Annotated in this window: 25 protein-coding genes; 15 read left to right on the forward strand and 10 right to left on the reverse strand. The window is 32.2% G+C overall.

All coding sequences use genetic code 11. The annotated features are described in order from the left end of the window. The first annotated feature begins 24 nt into the window (after window positions 1-24). The 5 genes from hemB to ACFELY_RS05330 are packed head-to-tail and all read left to right on the forward strand — an operon-like array spanning window position 25 to window position 2,513. Window positions 25-1,026 carry a porphobilinogen synthase gene (hemB, locus tag ACFELY_RS05310; RefSeq protein ID WP_094649563.1) on the forward strand — a complete coding sequence of 334 codons (1,002 nt, stop codon included), beginning with the start codon at window positions 25-27 and terminating at the stop codon, window positions 1,024-1,026. Between the two features lie 10 nt (window positions 1,027-1,036). Next, a complete protein-coding gene (locus tag ACFELY_RS05315; RefSeq protein ID WP_094649564.1) occupies window positions 1,037-1,675 on the forward strand; it encodes an SCO family protein in 639 nt (212 codons plus the stop codon). Window position 1,676: 1 nt separating this feature from the next. Then, window positions 1,677-1,802 carry a hypothetical protein gene (locus ACFELY_RS05320; RefSeq protein ID WP_275656748.1) on the forward strand — a complete coding sequence of 42 codons (126 nt, stop codon included), beginning with the start codon at window positions 1,677-1,679 and terminating at the stop codon, window positions 1,800-1,802. Then, on the forward strand, window positions 1,780-2,193 hold the full coding sequence (gene ccmE / locus ACFELY_RS05325; RefSeq protein ID WP_375333831.1) for a cytochrome c maturation protein CcmE: 414 nt from the start codon (window positions 1,780-1,782) through the stop codon (window positions 2,191-2,193). The genes ACFELY_RS05320 and ccmE overlap by 23 nt, the downstream gene beginning before the upstream one ends. Window positions 2,194-2,207: 14 nt before the next feature. Beyond that, window positions 2,208-2,513 carry a transposase gene (locus ACFELY_RS05330; protein ID WP_375333832.1) on the forward strand — a complete coding sequence of 102 codons (306 nt, stop codon included), beginning with the start codon at window positions 2,208-2,210 and terminating at the stop codon, window positions 2,511-2,513. 225 nt (window positions 2,514-2,738) lie between these two features. Here ACFELY_RS05330 and ACFELY_RS05335 read toward each other — a convergent pair whose 3' ends face one another. From ACFELY_RS05335 to ACFELY_RS05355, 5 genes are all read right to left on the reverse strand, one after another. After that, a complete protein-coding gene (locus ACFELY_RS05335) occupies window positions 2,739-4,430 on the reverse strand; it encodes an IS1634 family transposase (RefSeq protein ID WP_375333833.1) in 1,692 nt (563 codons plus the stop codon). Window positions 4,431-4,861: 431 nt separating this feature from the next. Next, window positions 4,862-5,233, reverse strand: coding sequence for a helix-turn-helix domain-containing protein (locus ACFELY_RS05340; RefSeq protein WP_341759050.1), 372 nt, complete (start codon window positions 5,231-5,233; stop codon window positions 4,862-4,864). A gap of 16 nt (window positions 5,234-5,249) precedes the next feature. Then, complete coding sequence (locus ACFELY_RS05345) at window positions 5,250-5,411, reverse strand: hypothetical protein (protein ID WP_341759051.1); 162 nt, start codon at window positions 5,409-5,411, stop codon at window positions 5,250-5,252. 55 nt (window positions 5,412-5,466) lie between these two features. Then, entirely contained in the window at window positions 5,467-6,438 is a 972-nt protein-coding gene (locus ACFELY_RS05350; protein WP_375333834.1) for an Rpn family recombination-promoting nuclease/putative transposase, read from the reverse strand. A 225-nt stretch (window positions 6,439-6,663) separates the two neighbouring features. Continuing rightward, window positions 6,664-7,185, reverse strand: a complete 522-nt coding sequence (locus ACFELY_RS05355; protein WP_375333835.1) for a hypothetical protein — start codon at window positions 7,183-7,185, stop codon at window positions 6,664-6,666. Between the two features lie 212 nt (window positions 7,186-7,397). On the opposite strand from ACFELY_RS05355, the gene ACFELY_RS05360 reads away from it, so the two are divergent. Beyond that, window positions 7,398-8,927 (forward strand): Npt1/Npt2 family nucleotide transporter, encoded by a 1,530-nt coding sequence (locus tag ACFELY_RS05360; protein WP_375333836.1) that lies wholly within the window; start codon window positions 7,398-7,400, stop codon window positions 8,925-8,927. 38 nt (window positions 8,928-8,965) lie between these two features. Beyond that, window positions 8,966-9,568: an ATP-dependent Clp endopeptidase proteolytic subunit ClpP gene (clpP, locus tag ACFELY_RS05365; protein WP_341759055.1), complete on the forward strand. Its 603-nt coding sequence runs from the start codon at window positions 8,966-8,968 to the stop codon at window positions 9,566-9,568. A 44-nt stretch (window positions 9,569-9,612) separates the two neighbouring features. On the opposite strand, the gene ACFELY_RS05370 is transcribed toward clpP, so the two are convergent. Beyond that, window positions 9,613-9,765 (reverse strand): Sec-independent protein translocase subunit TatA, encoded by a 153-nt coding sequence (locus tag ACFELY_RS05370; protein WP_341756233.1) that lies wholly within the window; start codon window positions 9,763-9,765, stop codon window positions 9,613-9,615. An 87-nt stretch (window positions 9,766-9,852) separates the two neighbouring features. On the opposite strand from ACFELY_RS05370, the gene ACFELY_RS05375 reads away from it, so the two are divergent. The 3 genes from ACFELY_RS05375 (at window position 9,853) to ACFELY_RS05385 (ending at window position 12,730) form a co-directional block, all read left to right on the forward strand. Continuing rightward, entirely contained in the window at window positions 9,853-10,008 is a 156-nt protein-coding gene (locus ACFELY_RS05375) for a hypothetical protein (protein WP_341759056.1), read from the forward strand. A gap of 647 nt (window positions 10,009-10,655) precedes the next feature. Next, window positions 10,656-11,975, forward strand: coding sequence for an MFS transporter (locus ACFELY_RS05380; protein WP_341759057.1), 1,320 nt, complete (start codon window positions 10,656-10,658; stop codon window positions 11,973-11,975). A gap of 440 nt (window positions 11,976-12,415) precedes the next feature. Continuing rightward, the gene (locus tag ACFELY_RS05385; protein ID WP_341759058.1) at window positions 12,416-12,730 is read left to right on the forward strand and encodes a hypothetical protein; all 315 of its coding nucleotides are present in this window, start codon (window positions 12,416-12,418) and stop codon (window positions 12,728-12,730) included. On the opposite strand, the gene ACFELY_RS05390 is transcribed toward ACFELY_RS05385, so the two are convergent. After that, window positions 12,687-13,373 (reverse strand): TIM44-like domain-containing protein, encoded by a 687-nt coding sequence (locus ACFELY_RS05390; protein ID WP_341759059.1) that lies wholly within the window; start codon window positions 13,371-13,373, stop codon window positions 12,687-12,689. The genes ACFELY_RS05385 and ACFELY_RS05390 overlap by 44 nt on opposite strands. Window positions 13,374-13,802: 429 nt before the next feature. On the opposite strand from ACFELY_RS05390, the gene ACFELY_RS05395 reads away from it, so the two are divergent. Then, on the forward strand, window positions 13,803-14,063 hold the full coding sequence (locus tag ACFELY_RS05395) for a hypothetical protein (RefSeq protein ID WP_375333837.1): 261 nt from the start codon (window positions 13,803-13,805) through the stop codon (window positions 14,061-14,063). A gap of 71 nt (window positions 14,064-14,134) precedes the next feature. Here the strand turns inward: ACFELY_RS05395 and ACFELY_RS05400 are convergent, their stop codons facing one another. After that, entirely contained in the window at window positions 14,135-14,953 is an 819-nt protein-coding gene (locus ACFELY_RS05400; RefSeq protein WP_341758831.1) for an IS3 family transposase, read from the reverse strand. 7 nt (window positions 14,954-14,960) lie between these two features. Further along, complete coding sequence (locus tag ACFELY_RS05405; protein WP_375333457.1) at window positions 14,961-15,260, reverse strand: transposase; 300 nt, start codon at window positions 15,258-15,260, stop codon at window positions 14,961-14,963. 166 nt (window positions 15,261-15,426) lie between these two features. Between ACFELY_RS05405 and ACFELY_RS05415 the strand changes: the two genes are divergently transcribed. From ACFELY_RS05415 to ACFELY_RS05430, 4 genes are all read left to right on the forward strand, one after another. Further along, window positions 15,427-15,684, forward strand: coding sequence for a hypothetical protein (locus tag ACFELY_RS05415; protein WP_375334171.1), 258 nt, complete (start codon window positions 15,427-15,429; stop codon window positions 15,682-15,684). A gap of 216 nt (window positions 15,685-15,900) precedes the next feature. After that, window positions 15,901-16,116, forward strand: coding sequence for a hypothetical protein (locus ACFELY_RS05420; RefSeq protein WP_375333839.1), 216 nt, complete (start codon window positions 15,901-15,903; stop codon window positions 16,114-16,116). Between the two features lie 201 nt (window positions 16,117-16,317). After that, window positions 16,318-16,581, forward strand: a complete 264-nt coding sequence (locus ACFELY_RS05425; protein ID WP_375333840.1) for a recombinase family protein — start codon at window positions 16,318-16,320, stop codon at window positions 16,579-16,581. A gap of 18 nt (window positions 16,582-16,599) precedes the next feature. Then, the gene (locus ACFELY_RS05430) at window positions 16,600-18,012 is read left to right on the forward strand and encodes a recombinase family protein (RefSeq protein WP_375333841.1); all 1,413 of its coding nucleotides are present in this window, start codon (window positions 16,600-16,602) and stop codon (window positions 18,010-18,012) included. Here ACFELY_RS05430 and ACFELY_RS05435 read toward each other — a convergent pair. Then, a complete protein-coding gene (locus tag ACFELY_RS05435; protein ID WP_375334152.1) occupies window positions 17,894-19,708 on the reverse strand; it encodes an AAA family ATPase in 1,815 nt (604 codons plus the stop codon). The two genes, ACFELY_RS05430 and ACFELY_RS05435, sit on opposite strands and share 119 nt — an antisense overlap. Window positions 19,709-20,215: the final 507 nt, after the last annotated feature.

A 20,215-nucleotide genomic window follows, 5' to 3' on the forward strand; every position in this document is an offset into this window, starting at 1 on the left:
TAAACTTAAAATTTTGAGAAATGGATGTATCCAACAGTAAGATTAAGAAGAAATAGAAAAACTCGGTGGTTACGAGAATTAGTAGCGGAGAATAGGCTTAGCGTTAATGATTTAGTGCTAGCATTATTTGTTGTTGAAGGGGAAAACCAGCGTCAGGAGATTAGCACCATGCCTGGTATATATAGGTTGTCTATTGATCAAGTAGTATTGACGGCTAGGCAGGCTTATGAGAATGGCATAAATGCCATAATACTTTTTCCCTGTATAGAGGCAAAGTTAAAAAGTGACAATGCGGATGAAGCGTATAATCTAGATAATTTAATGTGTAGGACTATTCGAAGTATCAAAAAGGCTAACATTGATATTGGTGTAATATGTGATGTTGCACTGGATCCTTATACTACGCATGGTCATGATGGTATTTTACATAATGGTGATGTAGATAATGATAAGACGGTTGAAGCTTTGTGTAAACAAGCTTTAGTTTTAGCAAAGGCTGGGGTAGGCATCGTAGCCCCATCTGATATGATGGATGGTAGGATTATGGCAATACGTCAAATGCTAGATTCAGAAGGTTTTATTAATGTTAATATACTATCTTATGCCGCAAAATATGCTTCAAATTTTTATTCGCCATTCAGAGATGCGGTGAGCAGTAATAAGGCAGTTTATCTAGATAAAGCGACATATCAGATGGATGTACGCAATAGCAGAGAGGCTATGTTAGAGATAGAACATGATCTGGCTGAAGGGGCGGATATGATTATGATTAAACCTGGTATGATGTTTTTGGATATCATAGCCCAAGCGGCAAATAGCTTTAATACTAATATATTTGCCTATCAGGTCAGCGGCGAATATGCTATGTTGAGACTTGCTGCGGAGGTCAATGCCTTAAATTGGCAGGCGGCTTTGATAGAATCGTTATTATGTTTTAAGCGAGCTGGGGCTAGTAACATTGTTACTTATGCCGCGTTGGAAGTAGCTCAGATATTGAATAAACAAGCAATTAATATTGTAGAATAAATAGGATATAATGCAAGAGAAACGTCAGGCTAATGTAATAATAGGAATTATTATAACATTAGGTTTATTAATAACTATTACGTCATTTTATCTGTGGTTATCCTTTGAGACACCGCAGAAGCCTCTTGCTGGTAGAGGAGGGGGGTATAATGATGATGTGCAAATTGGTGGAAAATTTGAGCTAACTGATCAAGATGACAAGATTTTTAATAGTGATAATTTGAAAGGAAAATTGAGTTTAATTTATTTTGGCTTCACTTATTGCCCTGATATTTGTCCTACTTCTTTGCAAAAGATAATGGAGGTCATTAATACTCTTGATAAATATAAAATTGATGTTGAATTTGTTTTTATTACTATCGATCCCAAACGTGATAGTTCTGATGTTCTTAAGGAATATTTAAAGCATTTTAATTCTAAGTTTATTGGTTTAACAGGTAGCGAACAACAGATTAAAGAAGTGGCTGATAAGTTTAAGGTGTATTATGCTAAAATAGATACTAATAGTGAAGATTATATGTTAGATCACTCTTCTTTCGTTTATTTGATGGATAGACAAGGAAAATATGTAAAGCATTTTTACTTAAATAGTTCAGCTCAAGAGATTATAGAATTTATTAGAGTAATGGAACAGCAGAAAAAATATTAAGATGAATTATTTACTAGTTTCATACCTGTTTGCCTTCTTGGCTCTTGGCTTATTGTTGGCAGCAAGTTGGATAGGTTATAATAAGGTTAAGGTTAGGTTAGTTAATGCAAAAAAGGGTAAAAAATAGATTAAAAATTATATTATTTTACCTATTATGCAGTGCTGGAGGGGTATATATGATATTATATAACCTTGAAGATAATATAGTATTTTTTTATCCTCCATCAAAGGTTAATGAGTTAAAACTTGGCAAAGAATTTAGGGTAGGGGGGTTAGTTAAAGTAGGTTCAATTAAAAAAATTACGGCTGATAAGGTGCATTTTGTCATTACCGATGACATTAAAGACCTAGAAATATCTTACCAAGGGGTTTTGCCCGCTTTATTTCGTGAGAGGCAAGGGGTAATAGCTGTCGGTAAGCTATTAGACAACATATTCATAGCTCGTGAATTGTTGACTAAACATGATGAGAATTATTCCCCAGCCCAGTATAGTGAACGTTCACGGAAAAAAAGTTAAAGTATAAAACGTCATTGCGAGAAGGCATAGCCGACGAAGCAATTGTAAGAGTACATGCTTGCTCATCTGGATATATCAAAGGTAATCAAGAGGAAGCAGCTTTAGGTAGAAGCAAAGGTGGTTTTAGTACTAAAATTCATGCCCTCGTTGATGCACTGGGTAACCCACTGAAGTTTATACTAACTGCTGGGCAAAGAAATGATATCACTCAGCTGAAAATCTTACTAAAGAAATGGTATGGACCTACCCTATATACAGAAAGAGAAGCAGATGCTAATCTTCTAGGTCCTGTGAACAAAAAATTTAGCGTAGCCATATAAGAGTCCCAACAAAATTTAGGAACCCCATAAAAACCTTAGCGGAATAGTGTAGTTATTTCAAGAAAATCATGTTTATTCCCCCGACTTCAGTGTTGTTGTGCCAAAAAATGGCTGACAGAGCAGGAAATGATAAAATTTCTAGGCACAACAAATTATTTGTTCGAATATAAAAATTTCAAAATAATCCTATAATAATTATTAGCTTTACTACTTGATTATCGAGTTTTACTCTCCTGATGATATTAAATAAGGAATAGTACTAATCGGTAAATTCATTGCTTTATAAATAATCTTTGCCTCATCTGATACCGGGGATGGAATGCCAAATACTCTTTTATCTTTAATGTGTACTACACTGGTAATCTCCACCCCAATTAGTGCTTTACGTAATCGTTCCGGTGATAGTTTAATTGACTGTAAATTTACCCGATATTCTAAATGCCTTATACATACTAACGCCATAAAACATAAAGCAATATGTGCCTTGATTCTACTAGGACTCCAATGATAAATTGGTCTAATCTTAATATCGTGTTTACTAACTCTAAATGTTTCTTCAATTTGCCACAATCCTTTATAACGAGACAATATATACGCTACATCAATATTTTCTAGGTTACTAATAACTCCATGCAAACCGTCCCATTTGCTATCTTCCTCTATCTTTTGCTCGTTTACTGCAAACTTATCATTATTATTAATTATTAAATATTTTTTATAACCACTAGCAGAAATTAACGACTTAACTCCTTTACTTCTGTTCATTTTTTTCATTAATTTCTTCAATGCTTGCTCTCTATCTTGAGCATCTTTATAAGCCCTTTTGCTACTATAGCTCATAATCAGTTTGCGACCCTTTTCAGCTAGTTCAATTATTTTTCCCTTATATTCTTCTGCATCAACGGTTAATGGCTGATAATCATCACTATTTAAGATTTTAGCTGTAATATCCTTAGTCATATTCTTAATTTTGGCACCTACTATATATTGATAGCCAGCCTGTTCTAATAGAGCTAAATTTTCATTATTCAACATACCGCTGTCTGCTACAAACACTACTTTATCAATAGCAAATCTACCTTTCAAGCTATCTAAAGCTTTCAATAAAGTATGACCTTCATAGGTCGCTCCAGGAAATATCTCATAACCGATTGGAATACCATTATTAGTAACAAAAATGCTCAGCATTACCTGTACTTCATTGAATTTATGATCTTTACTAAACCCCTTACTCTTCAACTCATCTTCAGTAAATGATTCAAAATAAAGAGTTGTTGCATCATAAAATAGTACATCGATTTTTTCTTTAAACAACTTTTGACTGCTAAGTAAAGCACACTGCTCGATTTTCTCAACCACCTTATCATCTATTTTATCCATAGTTTTGTATACCGAATCAAGCTTTAAATCTACTCCATAATTATTGACCAATAAATTGACTGTTTCACGCTTACTAGTTGGGTTAGCAATACGAGCTAAAACAACATTGCGTATTATGTTTATGCTCGACACTTCCCTGGCAGGGTTGGGTAAGATTTTATTAAAACCAAGTTGGTCATAAATTTTTCCATACACCTCATGAATGCCAATGATAGTGCTTCCTTGACTACGTAAATTGCTGATATCATCAATAGGTTGTGGTTGTATTTGTTCTTTCTCGCACCGCTGTCTAGATGACATCGCCATCGATACTATATCCTTGTCTGGGATAAGATTAGGTTGAGTGCTACTAGTGATTTCAACCTTAATGAATTCAGCAAGCTCTATTAATTTAGTTATTTCTTCTTGGTCTGATGCACTGCCAATATGTTGAACAACCCGTTGTTTTACTTTATTAGTTATGGGATCGCGTATCCCTTCTACTAGTTGAACAGCGTTAACATTACGGGTAGCAGATTTCTTGACTCTAACGAACATATAAGTAGTATATTTAAAACTAATTGTTGGTTAGTATATCTACTAAAATATTGTATGTCAATAATAAAAATATATGGAGGCACAACAAACGCCCTCTAATTAACAAAACCTTTTTTCTCCTGCTTTTTCTATACACTTATCTTTAACTATTTTTCGAAGTCAGGAAGATAATGGTATGGACCTACCCTATATACAGAAAGAGAAGCAGATGCTAATCTTCTAGGTCCTGTGAACAAAAAATTTAGCGTAGCCATATAAGAGTCCCAACAAAATTTAGGAACCCCATAAAAACCTTAGCGGAATAGTGTAATTATTTCAAGAAAATCATGTTTATTCACAGCCAAAAAGAGCCAAATATAGAATTACTTTAGTTATTGTAGGCAGCCTCCTAGATACCAATATAACTGTATCGGCACTTTCCCTTTACTCTACTACTCTTTAATCAGTGAGTGTATCAATGCATTAACAGCTTGTTGATACGCTGGGTTACGTATTTTCATAAAATTCCTCGACACCTCTATACACAAACGCTGATGCTGAGTTTGAATAGGCTCAATATTTTTAATGTCTTCTAAATCTTCATAAAAATAACCAATATTTTTTTCTAATGCTTTAGCAATAAGAATCAGCCTACCTATTGATATTCTATTGAAACCAGTCTCATATTTTTGTAATTGTTGAAGTGTTACCTCTATTGCCGTTGCAAGTTGGTGACGTGACAAGCCTTTAGCAAGCCTTAGAGAATATATCTTTTGTCCTATCAATTTATCGATTTTGTTTATATAGTCATTGCTTCTTGCCATAATTAACTTCCCTAGATTAATATGTGCTAGGTAGATTAATTACATCTATTAGAAACGACTGATAGGTTATATCTAACTCATTGTCTAAAGATTCATCAGGATAAGATAACCTGTAAAGGGATGGAACATTCTTTTTTAAAATTTTTTTCATGAATCCAGCTTTCTTAAATTTGTTCAATGGCACCTAATATTTCTCTTTCAGATACTCATAGCTTTTTGCTATTTCCGATATACTATTTCAATTTATTAATTTGTATTTTAGTTAAGCCAGTAAATTCAATAATTTCATCTAACGGTTTATTTTTAATTAACATAGTTTTTGCTACCGCTTTCATCGCTTCAGCTTTACCTTCAGCTTTACCAATCTGGATTCCCTTCTCTTTACCAATTTGGATTCCTTTAGCCTCACCAATTTGTAAACCTTCTATGACGCCTTCTTCTTTCCAATGTTGTGCCAAACTACCCATAAGCTTTGTACCTGTTTCCTGATTTAACTTACTTATTAATAACTTTTCTAATTTTACTCTATCCGATTGGTTTATTCTTGTCAATGTGTAACATAATAGCAGCTCTAAGTAATTGTACCCAATAGTTACCTTGGTTATTTCAGGTAACATATAAGCTACTTCCTGCCATTTTTTTAGTAGATCGCGTTTCTTGATATGCTTCATAAAAAACTCAAGTATCCCTGACCACGTCCTTTGTTTCAACTGCTCATCAGGAATATCATGAACATTAACTAGTTGGTAGTCATTGATCCAAGCACTTCTTGCTAGCTTACTGTCTTCAAATAAATCCCATAAGTTCCTTGGAACATTATATTTTTCTGTACCATTAAAAAATATTAACGGATAGACTAATGGTAACATCTTGGTCTCAGGATTTAAAGTCAAATATCGATCACAAATATTAATGAAATATTTGAACATCCTGAATGCCATGAAGTGGTCAGGCGAACTTTGATGTTCGACCATCAAATACAGATACCCATCCCTATTATTATCAAATTTTGCCGAAAATAACACATCCGAAATAGAATCTCTTAAATCTAGCTCTATAAAACTGGTATTTTCAATTGTCAAACTAGGGAAATTTACTATATCCCTAATATGTTTAGGTAAATGAGCATGCAGAAATTCATGTGCTACTAGCGGATTCTCCATTGCTTTGCGAAAAATTTTATCATGCTTTAAACGTTCTGTCATTTTACCTAGCTATTTTAAGAACTCCCATATGTTTTGACATAAAAACTTTTAATAGATAATATCATATATATGATTTGCTACAAAATCTATTATATATATTGCCATTTTTAATGATCTTAAGTCCATATGCTAGGAGGCTGCCTGCAATAATTAATTATATTTTGAGTTCTTTTTGACTGCGAATAAACATGGTTTTTTTGAAATAGATGTCAGGTATGATTGCATTTAATCCTTGATTATTTGTGCTTTATTACAAAATTTACCTTGCATATCAAATATTTGTACCACTCCTTCTGTGTGAATATCGTGAGCTTTTTCAACCACATATTTTTGCTGTGGTGGAAACCATTGTAATACAAAATAAAGGACTGTGGTTGAGGTAATAATTGATGAGATAAGACTAATTGCTACCATAAAAAAGAAATTTTTACTACGATCAATCCTGAAAAATTCAATATCAGCTTTAATATTTTTTAAAGTTTGAATGCAGCCATTAATTGCTGTAGTCATTTCTTCTATTTTCAGTTGGTTATTATCTTGAATTGCCCCAGCCACTTCAGGAGCAATAGTTATTATGCTTTTATTTAACTTTTCTGGTATTTTGTTTAAAATGTAATACTCTTCACTAAGCTTGCAAAGATTCTTTTTAAAAGCTTCTAACTGAATATCGATATTATTATTACATTGTTTGGTAGAATCATTAAAAACTGCTAAGATATCTTGTACCTCCCGTTTAATATATGGCAAATCTTTACAAATAAGGGTATTTGTATATAATAACTCACAATGGAGTCTATATTATGAAGAAGATTTAAATATAGTCTAGTCTACCTGATAATTGTAATTCTATCTTATTTTAAAACTAATATTTTTGAATTTATAATTTTGTTAAATTATAAAACCACTTGACAGGGGTTTTATAATAGTTTAGGTTGCTTGAAAATGAGCATGAGTATTATATGAATGCAGTAGAGTCTTCTTTCACTATGTGGAATAGAGCTAGAAATAGTAAATTTAGACACATTGTTTGGCCTATTAGATCTAACGAGTTGGTAAAGTTTGTACCTATGGCTTTACTAATATTCTTTATTCTTCTTAACCAGAATCTAGTACGTAGTATGAAAGATAGCCTGGTGATAACATTAATTAGTTCGGAAGTTATAAGCTTTCTAAAACTTTGGGGTGAGATGCCTCTAGGCTTTTTATTCGTCATTCTTTACTGCAAACTTTGTAATGTTGTGACAACTGAACAAGCATTTAGAATAATAATGTGCTTTCTTTTAGGGTTTTTTACATTATTTGCCTTTGTTTTATTTCCATATCAAGAATATTTTCATCCAGATCCTAAAACAGTAACCCATTATGTTACCATGTTACCACACTTAAAGTGGTTTATCCTCATTTGGGGAAAATGGAGTATATCGTTATTTTATGTAATGGGAGAATTATGGCCAGTAATTGTATTTACCTTATTATTCTGGCAACTTGCTAATAAGATTACCACTATTGAAGAAGCCCCAAGGTTTTATTCATTCTTTTCTTTATTTGGTCAAACTAATTTATTAATATCTGGTAGTATAATTGTCTATTTTGCCAAAGGTGACCACTTCTTATTACCTTTATTTTCTCATATTAACGACCAAACAGAAATTTTACTCAAATTGTTTACGGTAATTATTCTAATTTCTGGGGTGATTTGTTTAATTTTACATAGATTCGTCGAATTGAAAATTATAGAAACTACTAAAAATATTAGATATAAAAATAAAAGAACCGATATACTGAAACTAGGATTAGTTGAGAGTGCTAAGATAATTTTTTCCTCCAAATATTTAGGAATTATTTGCATATTAATGATTTCATATTCCATGACAATTAACCTAACTGAAGGGTTATGGATGTCCAAAGCCAAACAATTATACCCTTCTACTCAAGAATTTATTTCTTACCACGGTACAGTATTCTTTTGGACTGGAATAGCTGCATTAATTTGTGCTTTTCTTGGTAGTAGTTTAATTAGGATTTGTGGTTGGTTTTGGGGGGCAATACTTACCCCAATTGCGATGTTATTAACAGGTATGGTGTTTTTTACTTTTGTTTTACTAGAAAAACCTTTATTAGTAATTATGACTGGGTTTAGTTGTATTTCTCCGTTAATGATGATTGTTATTATAGGAGGGTTGTGGCATGTTTTAGGAAAAGGGGTAAAATATTCATTGTTTGACTGTACTAAAGAAATGTCCTACATGCCTCTTGATAACGAAATGAAGACTAAAGGCAAGGCAGCGGTAGATGTACTTGGGTATAAAATAGGAAAATCTTCGGGATCAGCTATTCAATTTCTATCTTTCAGCATTTTCCCAAACGTTGTACATAGTGATCTTGCTGGTCTTTTGATGGCTGTTTCTTTTATTGTTTGTATAATTTGGATTTTAGCAGTAAAAGTCTTAAATCGATATTATAAAAACTTGTTAGCACAGCAGAAGTAAAGTTTTATAGGAAGTCTAATAAATTTAGAGAAAATTTAATGACATACGTACCAATGGTAATCGAACAAACCCCTAGAGGGGAAAGAGCCTATGATATATATTCTAGGTTATTAAAAGAACGTATAGTTTTTGTTTGTGGTCAAATTGAAGATTATATGGCAAATGTAGTGGTTGCACAATTACTATTCCTTGAGGCAGAAAATCCAGAAAAAGATATTTCTATGTATATTAATTCTCCTGGTGGCGTTGTAACTTCTGGTTTGGCAATTTATGATACTATGCAATATATTAAGCCTAAGATTTCTACTCTTTGTATAGGTCAAGCTTGCTCTGCTGGTTCTATGTTGCTTACTGCTGGGGAGAAAGGTATGCGTTACTCCCTACCGCATAGTCGTATAATGATCCATCAGCCGTCAGGTGGTTACCAAGGGCAGGCTACAGATATCGAAATTCATGCCAAAGAAACCATGAAACTAAAAAGAATGCTTAATCTCTTATATGTCAAGCATACAGGGCAAGAACTAGAGACTATTGAAAAAAGCATGGAACGCGATAATTTCATGGATCCTGAAGTAGCCAAATCATTTGGGCTTGTTGATGAAATTATCACCGATAGAGCAAAAATTTTAGTAAAAAAATAAAATTGTAATGGTACGGGAAGAAGGTGAAGGTACGAATGTTCTTGTTATTCATCTTTTTTCTTATCATCTTTCATTCCTTCCTTAAAAGCTTTAAGACCTTTAGCAATATCTGACATTACTTGAGGCAATTTACCAGCACCAAACAATACTAAGATAATTAATAAGATCACTAATAAGTGACTGAAGCTCATTCCCATAATATCAATTTTGTAAGTTTTAAGTTAAAGTTACTATAGCAAATATTGTTAATTTTATTTAGTATGAAAGAATGCAGATATATAAATATGAAAACATTCAAAACTAATATCATTAATATCTATGGTGATCAAGGTAAAGTTTGGTTAGATGACTTACCAAGAATTGTCGATGAATTGGCTGAAAAGTATGGCTTGTCTGACTTAAAGCCAGTTGAAAATTTGAGTTATACTCAAATGATTTAAAGAATTGGAACGAAAAACAAGGGATGAGCGAGCGGAGCGTAGTAAACCTACGTGAGCATGCGAATACCCCGAAGTTTTACGAAGGCAGATAAGTAATAAAAAGAGATATTGCTAAAATATCATACGAAATTAAGGGGGTATTAACCATCAAAACCATATCCCATGTGAGTAGAGTATTGAATATTGTTTTTATTAACAAAAAATAAATATATTTTAATAAAAAATTAGTTGACTATTTAATGTAGGTTATATTTAATCATAATTATAGCTACTTTGAACAAAACTTAAACATGGTGAAAACACGATATATGGCTGATGATTTCTGATGAGGTAAAGATAACAAAGGGAATAAAAAAGACAATGTAGGTTTTGCTCAATTTGAAAATGCTATTAATGTTGTCAAATCACAAATTCGCTCCACCAACCCAGCTGAGTTGGTAAGACTCCATGCTTACATAAGCAGTTTGTTGGGTAGTGATATTCCGCCTAAGATATTAGCAGAATTGGAGCTAAATTAGGTGATCAAACTTGGATTGCTTCGTCGACCTATGATTTTCCTTGCAATGACAGAATAAAAATTATGTTTAACAAAATAACCATCGGGGAAATATGAACTATACGAAGTTAACAATAACATTGAGTCCACTATGAGTGAACTTGTTCAAGAAAATACCAGAATTACCCATACTAGTTTAACTAGAGAACAAAAAGAAGCTGTTGGGTTGCTGTCAATAGGAACATTGCTTGAATATTTTGACTTAATGCTCTACGTTCATATGGCAGTATTGTTGAATGAGTTATTTTTTCCAAAAACTGATCCGCACACTGCTACTCTGCTGTCGGCTTTTGCTTTCTGTGCTACTTTTGTTTTTCGACCAATTGGGGCTTTGCTATTTGGTTGGATAGGCGATAAAGTAGGTCGTAAAACTACACTAGTTGTTACAACTTTCATGATGGCATGTTCTTGTGTGGTGATGTTTATTTTGCCTACTTATGCCCAAATTGGGATTATCGCTTCGATATTAATCACTATTTGTCGAATAATGCAAGGTATGTCATCCTTAGGAGAAGCAGTAGGGGCTGGATTATATTTAACGGAAATGACCAAACCACCAATACAATATCCTATTGTTGGCTTTATTACTATATCTGCTAATCTAGGTGGAGTATGTGCTTTAGGTATTGCAACATTGGTTACTACATATGGTTTTAATTGGCGATATACTTTTTTATTTGGTACAATAATTGGTCTGGTAGGAGCTGCGGCAAGAACGCGACTGAGAGAAACTCCAGAATTTGCTGATGCAACCAGAAGGCTGCTAAATAAACTTAAAACTTTCGGTTTTGAGAAAAAAGATATTACTAATCAAGAAATGCTAAATGAAAAGATTAATATAAAAACTCTATTAGCTTATTTATCAATTGAGTCTATTGGACCAATTGTTTTTTATTTTGTATATATGCATTGTACTACTATACTGAAAAACACTTTCAATTATAGTACTGAACAAATTATTAGTCATAACTTGCTTCTTGCGATAGTAGAGCTACTTATCGGTATCCTTTATACTTATTTGAGTTATAAAATATATCCTATAAAAATTTTAAAAATAAGATTAACAGCCTTGGCTATTATTATTATATTTTTACCATATTTATTAGCTAATATCCCATTGCCTTTTTATTTATTATTGTTGCAGTTTTTTATATTGCTATTTGAGACAGGAGCATTTCCAGCAAAATCAATATTTTATAAGCAGTTTCCTGTGTTTAAACGTTTTAGATGTATCAGTATCTCCTGTGCTGTGATACGGGCAATAATGTATGTTGTTGTCTCTTTTGGATTAGTTTACTTAATAGAGTATTTTGGTAATTGGGGCATAGTAATATTATTTGCACCTTTCCTTGTGGCATATGGATTTGGTCTGCGTCATTTTGCAATGTTGGAGAAGTTACGCAATGTTTAATAATTTAATAAGTAATTTCTAGCTTATTTGTGTTATATTCTCTACATATAGAATTATAGCATAATTCATATCGTCATTTGATTCGAAGACATTCTACAACTCTATTTTTTCTTTTTAACAATTATACCATAACAATCTCATCTTTCAAAGTCCCACTAAAAACAATGTGACAGAAACTAGCAAATTATTCGAAATTATCTCTATGTTTTTTGTCACCTAATTTAATACATTTTACTATATACCATAAAAGCATATATACTCAAATGATTTGAAGAATTGAAACGTAAAACAAGGGGTAAGCGAGCGGAGTGTACAGCTAGTATATGAGTACGCGAATACCCCGAAGTTTTATGGAACCAATTCTTCAAAGCAGAAGAGTATACTAAACTGACTCTTTATGGTAATTTAATATATAGCATAATTTTAGATAGGTTTATAAAATGCCAAACCCAACAACTTATACAATAGGAAACTTAAGTGATGCACGAGAGTTTTTATCTGAATTTCACGATCCTGTTATTTTAACTAATAAAAGTGGTAGTACAAGATATTACGGTATGCTGGTACTTGACTATATTTTTAAAACACTAAACAAAGAATTTCCCCAAATCGTAAAAATTATTGTTAATGTAGAGAACGATCACCCAGCTTTGTTTACTGCTATCAAACTTAATTACCAAAATATAACTTATACTGGTGAATCATCAGAGGCTAAGAAGTTAGTTGCTCTTCATTTTCTAGACGAGCAACATTAGTTAAAAACCAATCTGTACTTTTAGAAACAAGGCTTCTCGAGAAAGTCCATTCTTCTTGCATGTTTTTTATCTTACTAGTTATATTTTCGCCAGTGAATAATACTTTTATAAAAATATTATTAGCAAATGTATAAGCTTCAGAAATTTTAGTATCTAATACGCTACCATGGACAAATTCTCCATAGGTTTCAGAAAAAATATGAAATTCCTGTATATATCTTTTATCCACCAATGTCAGTAAATCTTCAATATCGTCATCATTAGAAGCTTCAATGATCAGCTCAAAGGCTGCTTTTGCACTATATAAAAATTTCCTTGCTTGAAATGATGGAAGTTTAGCAGATATAGCTGCAATCCCAGCTATTATAGCCACAGAATTTTCGTCAACTATTAACCCATCAAACTCCATAGGATTGATAGGGGCTGGTTTTACCATAGTTTGAGGTAAATTTTTCTTAAAAAAAACACTAGTATCAGCTTTTGCTGTGCAAGTAACGTCTCTGATTCCTGTTTCACCGAAAAAGGAAGATTTACGTTTAGCTGGATCCTCATCTGACGTAGAGCCAAGCGTAGCAATTAGCCTATTTATAATAAAAAAAGCAACCCCAGCAAAAATTAATAACTCTATTATTTGAGCAGACATTAATATAACTCATTGTTTAAATTCTTTAACATTCAATGTACCTTGCACTAAAGTTTACACCACCTGTCATTGCGATAAGCCGTTTTAGTGGCGACGAAGCAATCTATTATGTCTCGCAATGACGCCAGTTTACTATATGGCTAAAATACTAATTGGATTAGCTTTACCATTATTTTATACCGTAAAATAGTGGGCTGATCCTGGTCCTAATGTCCAACCACTACCTCCGTGTCCATAACTTATTAGGCTAGTACATACTAATACTTTAATAGAATGGAAACAAAATGACAAGTAATTTTACTAGCAATTATAAATTCAAAATATAAATTGCCGTAATATAGCTATAATTGTAGCTTACAGGTGTAAATTTAGAGTAATTAAGTCTCTAAATAATTAGTAATTAACGTTATAGTTAGCTCTAAAATTGTAATGTTATTTTGTTTTAAAACTAATATTTTTGAATTTATAATTGCTGAAACAAACCTGTTGATTATGATTTCTTTTTGTAATAATTATACCATCAACTCTTCTATTGCTTTTTTAGACAATCCAGTAGATGTAGAGATGATATCAATTGACACGCCAACTTTAAGTAAATTTTTAGCTACAGCCATAGCTTTTTTCTCTTCTCCTCTAGCTTCCCCTCTAGCTTCTCCTTCATCGATATATTTTTGTGCAACGGTTCTCTAAGGTGGTCCCCTTTGTCTAGACAAAAATTTAGATAAATAGAGATATAATTCACAAAAATTAAATTGTTGTTTTTATACAATATTTTTTTCAAAATATACACATTCTGGAGTTTTATAATCCAAAGTTTGATGCATCCTTTGTCTATTATAAAAGTCCATATATTCGTTAATTGCTGTCTTTGCCTCCTTTACTGTTGTTAAAATAATCCGATAAATTTTTTCCTGTTTTAATGATCGCCAAAAACGTTCAATAAAAATATTATCTAAGGCTCGTCCCTTACCATCCATACTAATCAAGATATTATGTAGCTTTAGCATACTAATAAAATTCTCCGAGGTAAATTGTACTCCTTGATCAGTATTAAATATTTTTGGCATACCATATTTTTCTATAGCGTCTTCAAGGGCTGTTACACAAAATTCACTTTCCAAACTAATGGAGATTCGCCAACTTAGAATATAACGACTATACCAGTCAATAATAGCTACTAAATATACGAACCCTTGGCTCAGTCTTATATACGTTATATCTGCACTCCAAACCTGGTTTGGCAATACTATTTCTAATCCTTTTAGTAAATAAGGATATATTTTATGTGCCTGATTCCTCTTGCTTAAATTTATTTTAGGATAAACAGCTTCAAGACCCATTATCTTGTAGTAACGTCTAACAGCTTTACGACCTACCGAAAAACCTTGGGCTTGTAAATATTTAGCCATCCGCCGCATACCATAATATGGATGCATAGTATAGGTCTCATCAATTATTGCCATAATCTTGATATCTTGTTCACTAATACCAGTAGGTTGGTAGTAATAGGTTGACCTGCTAATATCCAATAACTTACACTGTTGTACAATTGTTAACTTATTATGATTAGGCTCTATCATATTACACCTAACCTTTAATTCCAAACAATGCAGATTTTTTTTTGAGCCAGTCACACTCAACGCTTAACTGACCAATTTTCTCATATAGATTCTTGATTAACCCCTGCTGATTTGGGTCAGCACTCTGTGTTTTATTCTTAAAACCTTGTACTAACAACTCAAGACCTTGTTTTTTCCAGTTACTTATCTGTGTTGCATGAACACCATACTTACTGGTTATCTGGGCTATTGTTAGCTCTCCCTTAATTGCTTCTATGACAATTTTGCCTTTCTCCTCAGCACTATATTGCCTTACTTGTTTTTTCATCTCTAGCTCTCCTTGTTTGCTAAAGAATTCTATCTCATTTTTCTTATTTTTCTGTCCAAAATATTGGAACCATTATAAATCCTCACGTACATTTGAGTACGCTGCGGTTCTCCGTTCCGTGTCTCCTACAAATTCCTCAGCATAAGCGAGTTTCGAAAGAGGTCTAATGGAATTATTAGTAGCTCTACTTGCAGCAACAAATCCAGGATGTTTAAGCGGAACATCAGAGGCTATTGGCACTTTAATTCTAGCTATTCTAGCTTTTGGCTCTGGTAGGCTGACAAAACATTCTAAATCTGCTAAAGTAGCAAGATCATTGGTGAATATTTTTAAAATAACCCAAGGAGCTGTGACACCTAATGATTTTTATGGCTGTGATGCTGGAATATTTGAACAACCACCACTCTCAAAAAGAAATGAATAAGAATATCGGGAGTTTCGCATTTAGTAAAAAGCCAAAAATGCTCATCCCATTAAATATTATAACTTGAGGGTAACTTGATTGCATATTAAGGTTTTTAAATTATAGCATACAGCACTTTATAATTTAATTTTTGCTTAAAAAATAAAAAATTTAGCATAATTTTACAAAGTCCAAAACTCCTGAATATAAAATAACATTTAATAAGATGAGGATATTATGAGCAAAGCCGATATACAAAAAATAGCAAAGGAAATAGATAAGGATAAAAGCTCTTCCAAAGAAACTTACCTGTCAATAGTTAACAAACTAAAGACTATGTCTAACAACCAATTGAGTGACGAAGAACTTCATGACTCAGCTAAGAATTTAATTGGTTTTTATCAAATAATTATTGACTACAAAATGAAACAGAAAAAAGAACAAGAAAAATAAGTAATAATCTGATTTGCCAGAAGATAAGCCTCAAAATCTCTTGAAAAATTTGTATAGGCTAAAAATGTTACATTTACCTGCAATGACTCACTACAATGCGACAATTAAGCACATACTTTACTTGACTGATCTAATTATACGGTCTATCCATGATGGAGATTGTTTTAAGCAATTAAACTAACATTATAATGAGAAGAATATATGACAGACAAAGCAACAAATGCTATAATTTTAGTTCGTGTTTCAACAAGGGAGCAAGAAGAGGGGCATTCAATTGAAGCTCAAAAATATAGATTAGTAGAATATTGCCAACGTAAAAATCTTGAAGTTATCAAAACTTTTGAAATTATCGAATCTTCAAGCAGAGGTGATCGCAAACAATTTAAAGAGATGATCAAATTTGCTAAAAGCCATAGAGAAACCATTGCTATTGTAGCTGATAAAGTTGATCGCGTTCAAAGATGAATTTCAGAAATTTCATTATTGGAAGAACCAATAAAAGATGGTAAAATAGAATTACATTTTAGAACTGAAGGTTATATATTAACAAAAGATTCTCAATCTCATGAAAAATTGGTATGGGGAATGAACGTATTAATGGCTCAATCTTATGTTGATAGTTTAAGTGATAATGTCAAAAGGAGTTTAGATCATAAATTACGTAAAGGAGAATGGATAGGTCCTGCTCCTATTGGTTATCTAAATAGCAGAGATGTAAATGGCAATAGTACAGTAATTCTAGATTCATCTAGAGCTTTTATTATAAAAAAATTATTTGAAGAATATGCTACAGGTGCATATACTCTTGGAAGCATAGTAACCATGGCAAAAGAGTTAGGGTTAAGGAGTAAAAAGAATTATTACCTAAATAAAACAGTATTACACCGTTTAATGCAGCAGCCATTTTATTACGGTGAAATGTTAGTAAAAGGAGAGATGTGGTTGCATAATTATCCACCAATTATTACAAGAGAAACATTTATGGCATGTAAAGAAGTACTTTTAGGTTGGAATAAAAAGCCTTTCAAATATGGAGGTAAAGATTTCCTATTTAGAGGGTTAATTACTTGTGCAACAACAGGCAAGATAGTGACATCGGAAATTCATAGTAAAACATATGCTAATGGTAAGGTAGAACAATGGGTTTATTTGGCAGCATGGGATCTAAAAAATCCAAACAAAAAAATATATGTTAGGGAAGATGAGGTTTTAGCAAAGATAGAAGAGATTTTTAAGAAAATAGGTATTAAGAGAGACACAGAGCTATTAAAAGACACGCTAGAACACCTTAAAAACACTAATGAGCTAAAAAAAGATGAACATGATGAAGCGATAGCTAGTTTAAAGAAAGAACATACTGAAAACAAAAAAAGATTGAACTCATTAATAGATTTACGACTTAATAGTGAATTGAGTACAGAAGAATTTCAAGCAAAAAAACAACAATTAAAAGATCGTCAATATGAAATTAATCGATTATTGAAAATTTATGATGAAGCAGATGACAAATTTACTGATACCGCCTCAACCTTTATAACTCTAGCTTCTGAAGCCTATGAAATTTTCAAAGGTTCTGAAATGCCTCAAAAACGCAAAATGATAAAATTCGTATTTCAGAACCTGAAACTTAGAGGTAAAAAACTTGAGACCTTTCTATGTTTCCCGTTCGATATTTTTGAAAAAACGACAACTCGTACCGAATGGCGGGGCGTAGTGAACAATTTCCGAACCCAATCAGATACCAAATTGCTTATTATACAAGTGCTTACGCTCATCATTAGAGCTTCGTTACTTCATATTCTAACTCCATATTTTTTCCACAAAATGCCATCGAAATTTTTAATATTTGTTTTACATGTGAATACTCTTTTATTTTACTATCATATTTTCTATTAATAATTTGTTGTAAGCCTGCTTTGGCTATATCTGCTAGCTCTTCTGAGGATTTAGCGATTTTATACTCGATAATCATCGCTTTATCACCTTTGCCAATTTTTGGAATCATCATAACGTCGGCTCTGCCATCCCCTGATTCTTGTTCACTTGATATTATATAATTAGGAGCTAACATATTAACAAAGCCGAGCATAAAGCCACTATAAAATAATTCGGCTTTTTTCTCTCCTGTTTGATGAAAACTAGTAGAATTAAGTAACAATTCCTGCAGACGCTCCTTAAACTCCTCTATTCTACCATCTGGTAATAAAGTAACGAAAGAATAATATCCCGAATTATCAATTTTTATTTGTTTAGTAACCCATTGCAGCATTCTCTTTTCATAAATATATTTCACCTCGTAGTTAGGAGCAGATAAATCATAAATGTCTCTTTCTGGTATCTTGGTAGTTGTGTTTAGGTAGCCACTAAATAATAATAAGCTAAATAACCCTTCTGGTTGGTTGATATCAGCAAAATTTATATGTTTAGTAATAGAAGAAGTAATCGTTTTACCTGCAACTAAAGCCTGGATATTTTGTTGCATCTCATCTGAAAGCAATACATGATCAATCCAATTAGTCCCACCACTATCAATCCAATAGTGATCAAGCTTGCCTTTACTTGCCAAACATTGCATAATTGACCATGGATTATAAATGACTTCTCCACCAAAATTATAGCCATTATACCAATTTTTAATTTCTTCTGGATTAGTTTTAAGCGGCACTTTAGTTAATAATTCATCAACTTCCACTTGAGTAAAACCGTAACTGCTAGAAAATCTTTCATCTAGTAAACTACATTCAGTTAAATTATTCAAATCTGAAAACAAATTAGCCTTAGCAACACGCAATATGCCGGTAATAACACCTTTTTGTAATGAATCATTGGTTTTAAGACTATTGCCAAATATTGCCCGGAATAGTTTAAGTACCTGATTAAATTCTTCTGTATGACCAAATTCCATGTAGGAACTATTAATTGGCGTATCATATTCGTCAATTAGTATGTAAACTTTTTGATTAAAATGTTTATAAAGTAAGTCGCTTAAAAATTTCAAACTATTCTCAAGCTCTACTTTGTTAAATTCTCCAGAAAAATATCTAGTTAATTGTTTCTTTTGTGCATCATTTAATAAATTTTCCTTATCTGTTAAATAAGTCTCCAAATAACGATAATTACTAAATAACTGTATTACTTGATAATTGATTTTACTTTCAATTTCCTCATAACTACTACCCCTAATCCCCTTAAAACTTATAATAATAACTGGGAATTGACCTTGGCGTTTCATAGAGTTTGCTACATTAGCAATTTTTAATGGCTTTAGTTCTTTAGTCTCATCAAAACCTAAATCTACCTCTCCTCCACTAAACAGCTTATAATTAACTCTTTGTTCTTGCGGCAATTGTATCCCATACTCATCCACTTCTATTTCTAGAAATCTTCGCACCATATCCATATTCAAGCTCTTCCCCCACCGCCTTGGGCGAGTAATGAGTGTAACTGCTCCACTATCTTCTAATAATTCTTTGATCATTAGACTCTTATCAACAAATACATCGCTATTTAGCAATAATGTCTTGAAGTCATCGGTACCAACAAACATTCTTGGTTGGTAATTAATATTATTTTTATTTTTTTCTTCTATCATTGTTTTCACCTGTTCCTTCCAACTATAATATCCATTATACTACTTTTTTATTCTCCACTAATAGCTAATTAGTAAAATTCTTGCTATAAAATTATAATATATTTCTTTTTTATAATTTGTACTAAAAACATTATAACTAGTTGGTTAAATACCTTTGTTAACAGTGCCTAGCTTAACCATATAATACCAATTGAAATAATTGACACGGTATATTAATCCTTTAGTACCTTACATAAATTTATACTCTGGTATCATATGGCAACATCAGCCAAGGCTGCACAAAGTACCTGAAAAAAATTATAACTTCCTGGTATCTGATTTTATTATAATTTTTTCTCTCTATATTTTTATCCTCTTGTCACCATTCTATTGGATTAAGCTATATGTGGTAAATAATATAAGTTTCCTAAATTTATCTGTTGAAATCAGTGCATGAGCTGTTATTAATGATAGTAAATTTGCTCTACACAGTAGAGTAAAAGAAGAAATAGCCTAAATTATAATGAC

Origin of the sequence: Candidatus Tisiphia endosymbiont of Xenochironomus xenolabis, from assembly GCF_964264705.1 — a bacterium.
In the GTDB taxonomy this organism is placed as follows: domain Bacteria; phylum Pseudomonadota; class Alphaproteobacteria; order Rickettsiales; family Rickettsiaceae; genus Tisiphia.

What these genes read in the sequence shown, in the direction of transcription:
- ACFELY_RS05405 (WP_375333457.1), bottom strand. Translation starts at nt 15,260, where the DNA reads ATGAAAAAACAAGTAAGGCAATATAGTGCTGAGGAGAAAGGCAAAATT.
- ACFELY_RS05380 (WP_341759057.1), top strand. Translation starts at nt 10,656, where the DNA reads ATGAGTGAACTTGTTCAAGAAAATACCAGAATTACCCATACTAGTTTA.
- ACFELY_RS05420 (WP_375333839.1), top strand. Translation starts at nt 15,901, where the DNA reads ATGAGCAAAGCCGATATACAAAAAATAGCAAAGGAAATAGATAAGGAT.
- ACFELY_RS05435 (WP_375334152.1), bottom strand. Translation starts at nt 19,708, where the DNA reads ATGATAGAAGAAAAAAATAAAAATAATATTAATTACCAACCAAGAATG.
- ACFELY_RS05350 (WP_375333834.1), bottom strand. Translation starts at nt 6,438, where the DNA reads ATGACAGAACGTTTAAAGCATGATAAAATTTTTCGCAAAGCAATGGAG.
- ACFELY_RS05315 (WP_094649564.1), top strand. Translation starts at nt 1,037, where the DNA reads ATGCAAGAGAAACGTCAGGCTAATGTAATAATAGGAATTATTATAACA.
- ACFELY_RS05400 (WP_341758831.1), bottom strand. Translation starts at nt 14,953, where the DNA reads ATGATAGAGCCTAATCATAATAAGTTAACAATTGTACAACAGTGTAAG.
- ACFELY_RS05335 (WP_375333833.1), bottom strand. Translation starts at nt 4,430, where the DNA reads ATGTTCGTTAGAGTCAAGAAATCTGCTACCCGTAATGTTAACGCTGTT.
- ACFELY_RS05360 (WP_375333836.1), top strand. Translation starts at nt 7,398, where the DNA reads ATGAATGCAGTAGAGTCTTCTTTCACTATGTGGAATAGAGCTAGAAAT.
- ACFELY_RS05390 (WP_341759059.1), bottom strand. Translation starts at nt 13,373, where the DNA reads ATGTCTGCTCAAATAATAGAGTTATTAATTTTTGCTGGGGTTGCTTTT.
- ACFELY_RS05370 (WP_341756233.1), bottom strand. Translation starts at nt 9,765, where the DNA reads ATGGGAATGAGCTTCAGTCACTTATTAGTGATCTTATTAATTATCTTA.
- ACFELY_RS05320 (WP_275656748.1), top strand. Translation starts at nt 1,677, where the DNA reads ATGAATTATTTACTAGTTTCATACCTGTTTGCCTTCTTGGCTCTTGGC.
- ccmE (WP_375333831.1), top strand. Translation starts at nt 1,780, where the DNA reads ATGCAAAAAAGGGTAAAAAATAGATTAAAAATTATATTATTTTACCTA.
- ACFELY_RS05425 (WP_375333840.1), top strand. Translation starts at nt 16,318, where the DNA reads ATGACAGACAAAGCAACAAATGCTATAATTTTAGTTCGTGTTTCAACA.
- ACFELY_RS05395 (WP_375333837.1), top strand. Translation starts at nt 13,803, where the DNA reads ATGTTATTTTGTTTTAAAACTAATATTTTTGAATTTATAATTGCTGAA.
- clpP (WP_341759055.1), top strand. Translation starts at nt 8,966, where the DNA reads ATGACATACGTACCAATGGTAATCGAACAAACCCCTAGAGGGGAAAGA.
- ACFELY_RS05375 (WP_341759056.1), top strand. Translation starts at nt 9,853, where the DNA reads ATGAAAACATTCAAAACTAATATCATTAATATCTATGGTGATCAAGGT.
- ACFELY_RS05415 (WP_375334171.1), top strand. Translation starts at nt 15,427, where the DNA reads ATGGAATTATTAGTAGCTCTACTTGCAGCAACAAATCCAGGATGTTTA.
- ACFELY_RS05340 (WP_341759050.1), bottom strand. Translation starts at nt 5,233, where the DNA reads ATGGCAAGAAGCAATGACTATATAAACAAAATCGATAAATTGATAGGA.
- hemB (WP_094649563.1), top strand. Translation starts at nt 25, where the DNA reads ATGTATCCAACAGTAAGATTAAGAAGAAATAGAAAAACTCGGTGGTTA.
- ACFELY_RS05385 (WP_341759058.1), top strand. Translation starts at nt 12,416, where the DNA reads ATGCCAAACCCAACAACTTATACAATAGGAAACTTAAGTGATGCACGA.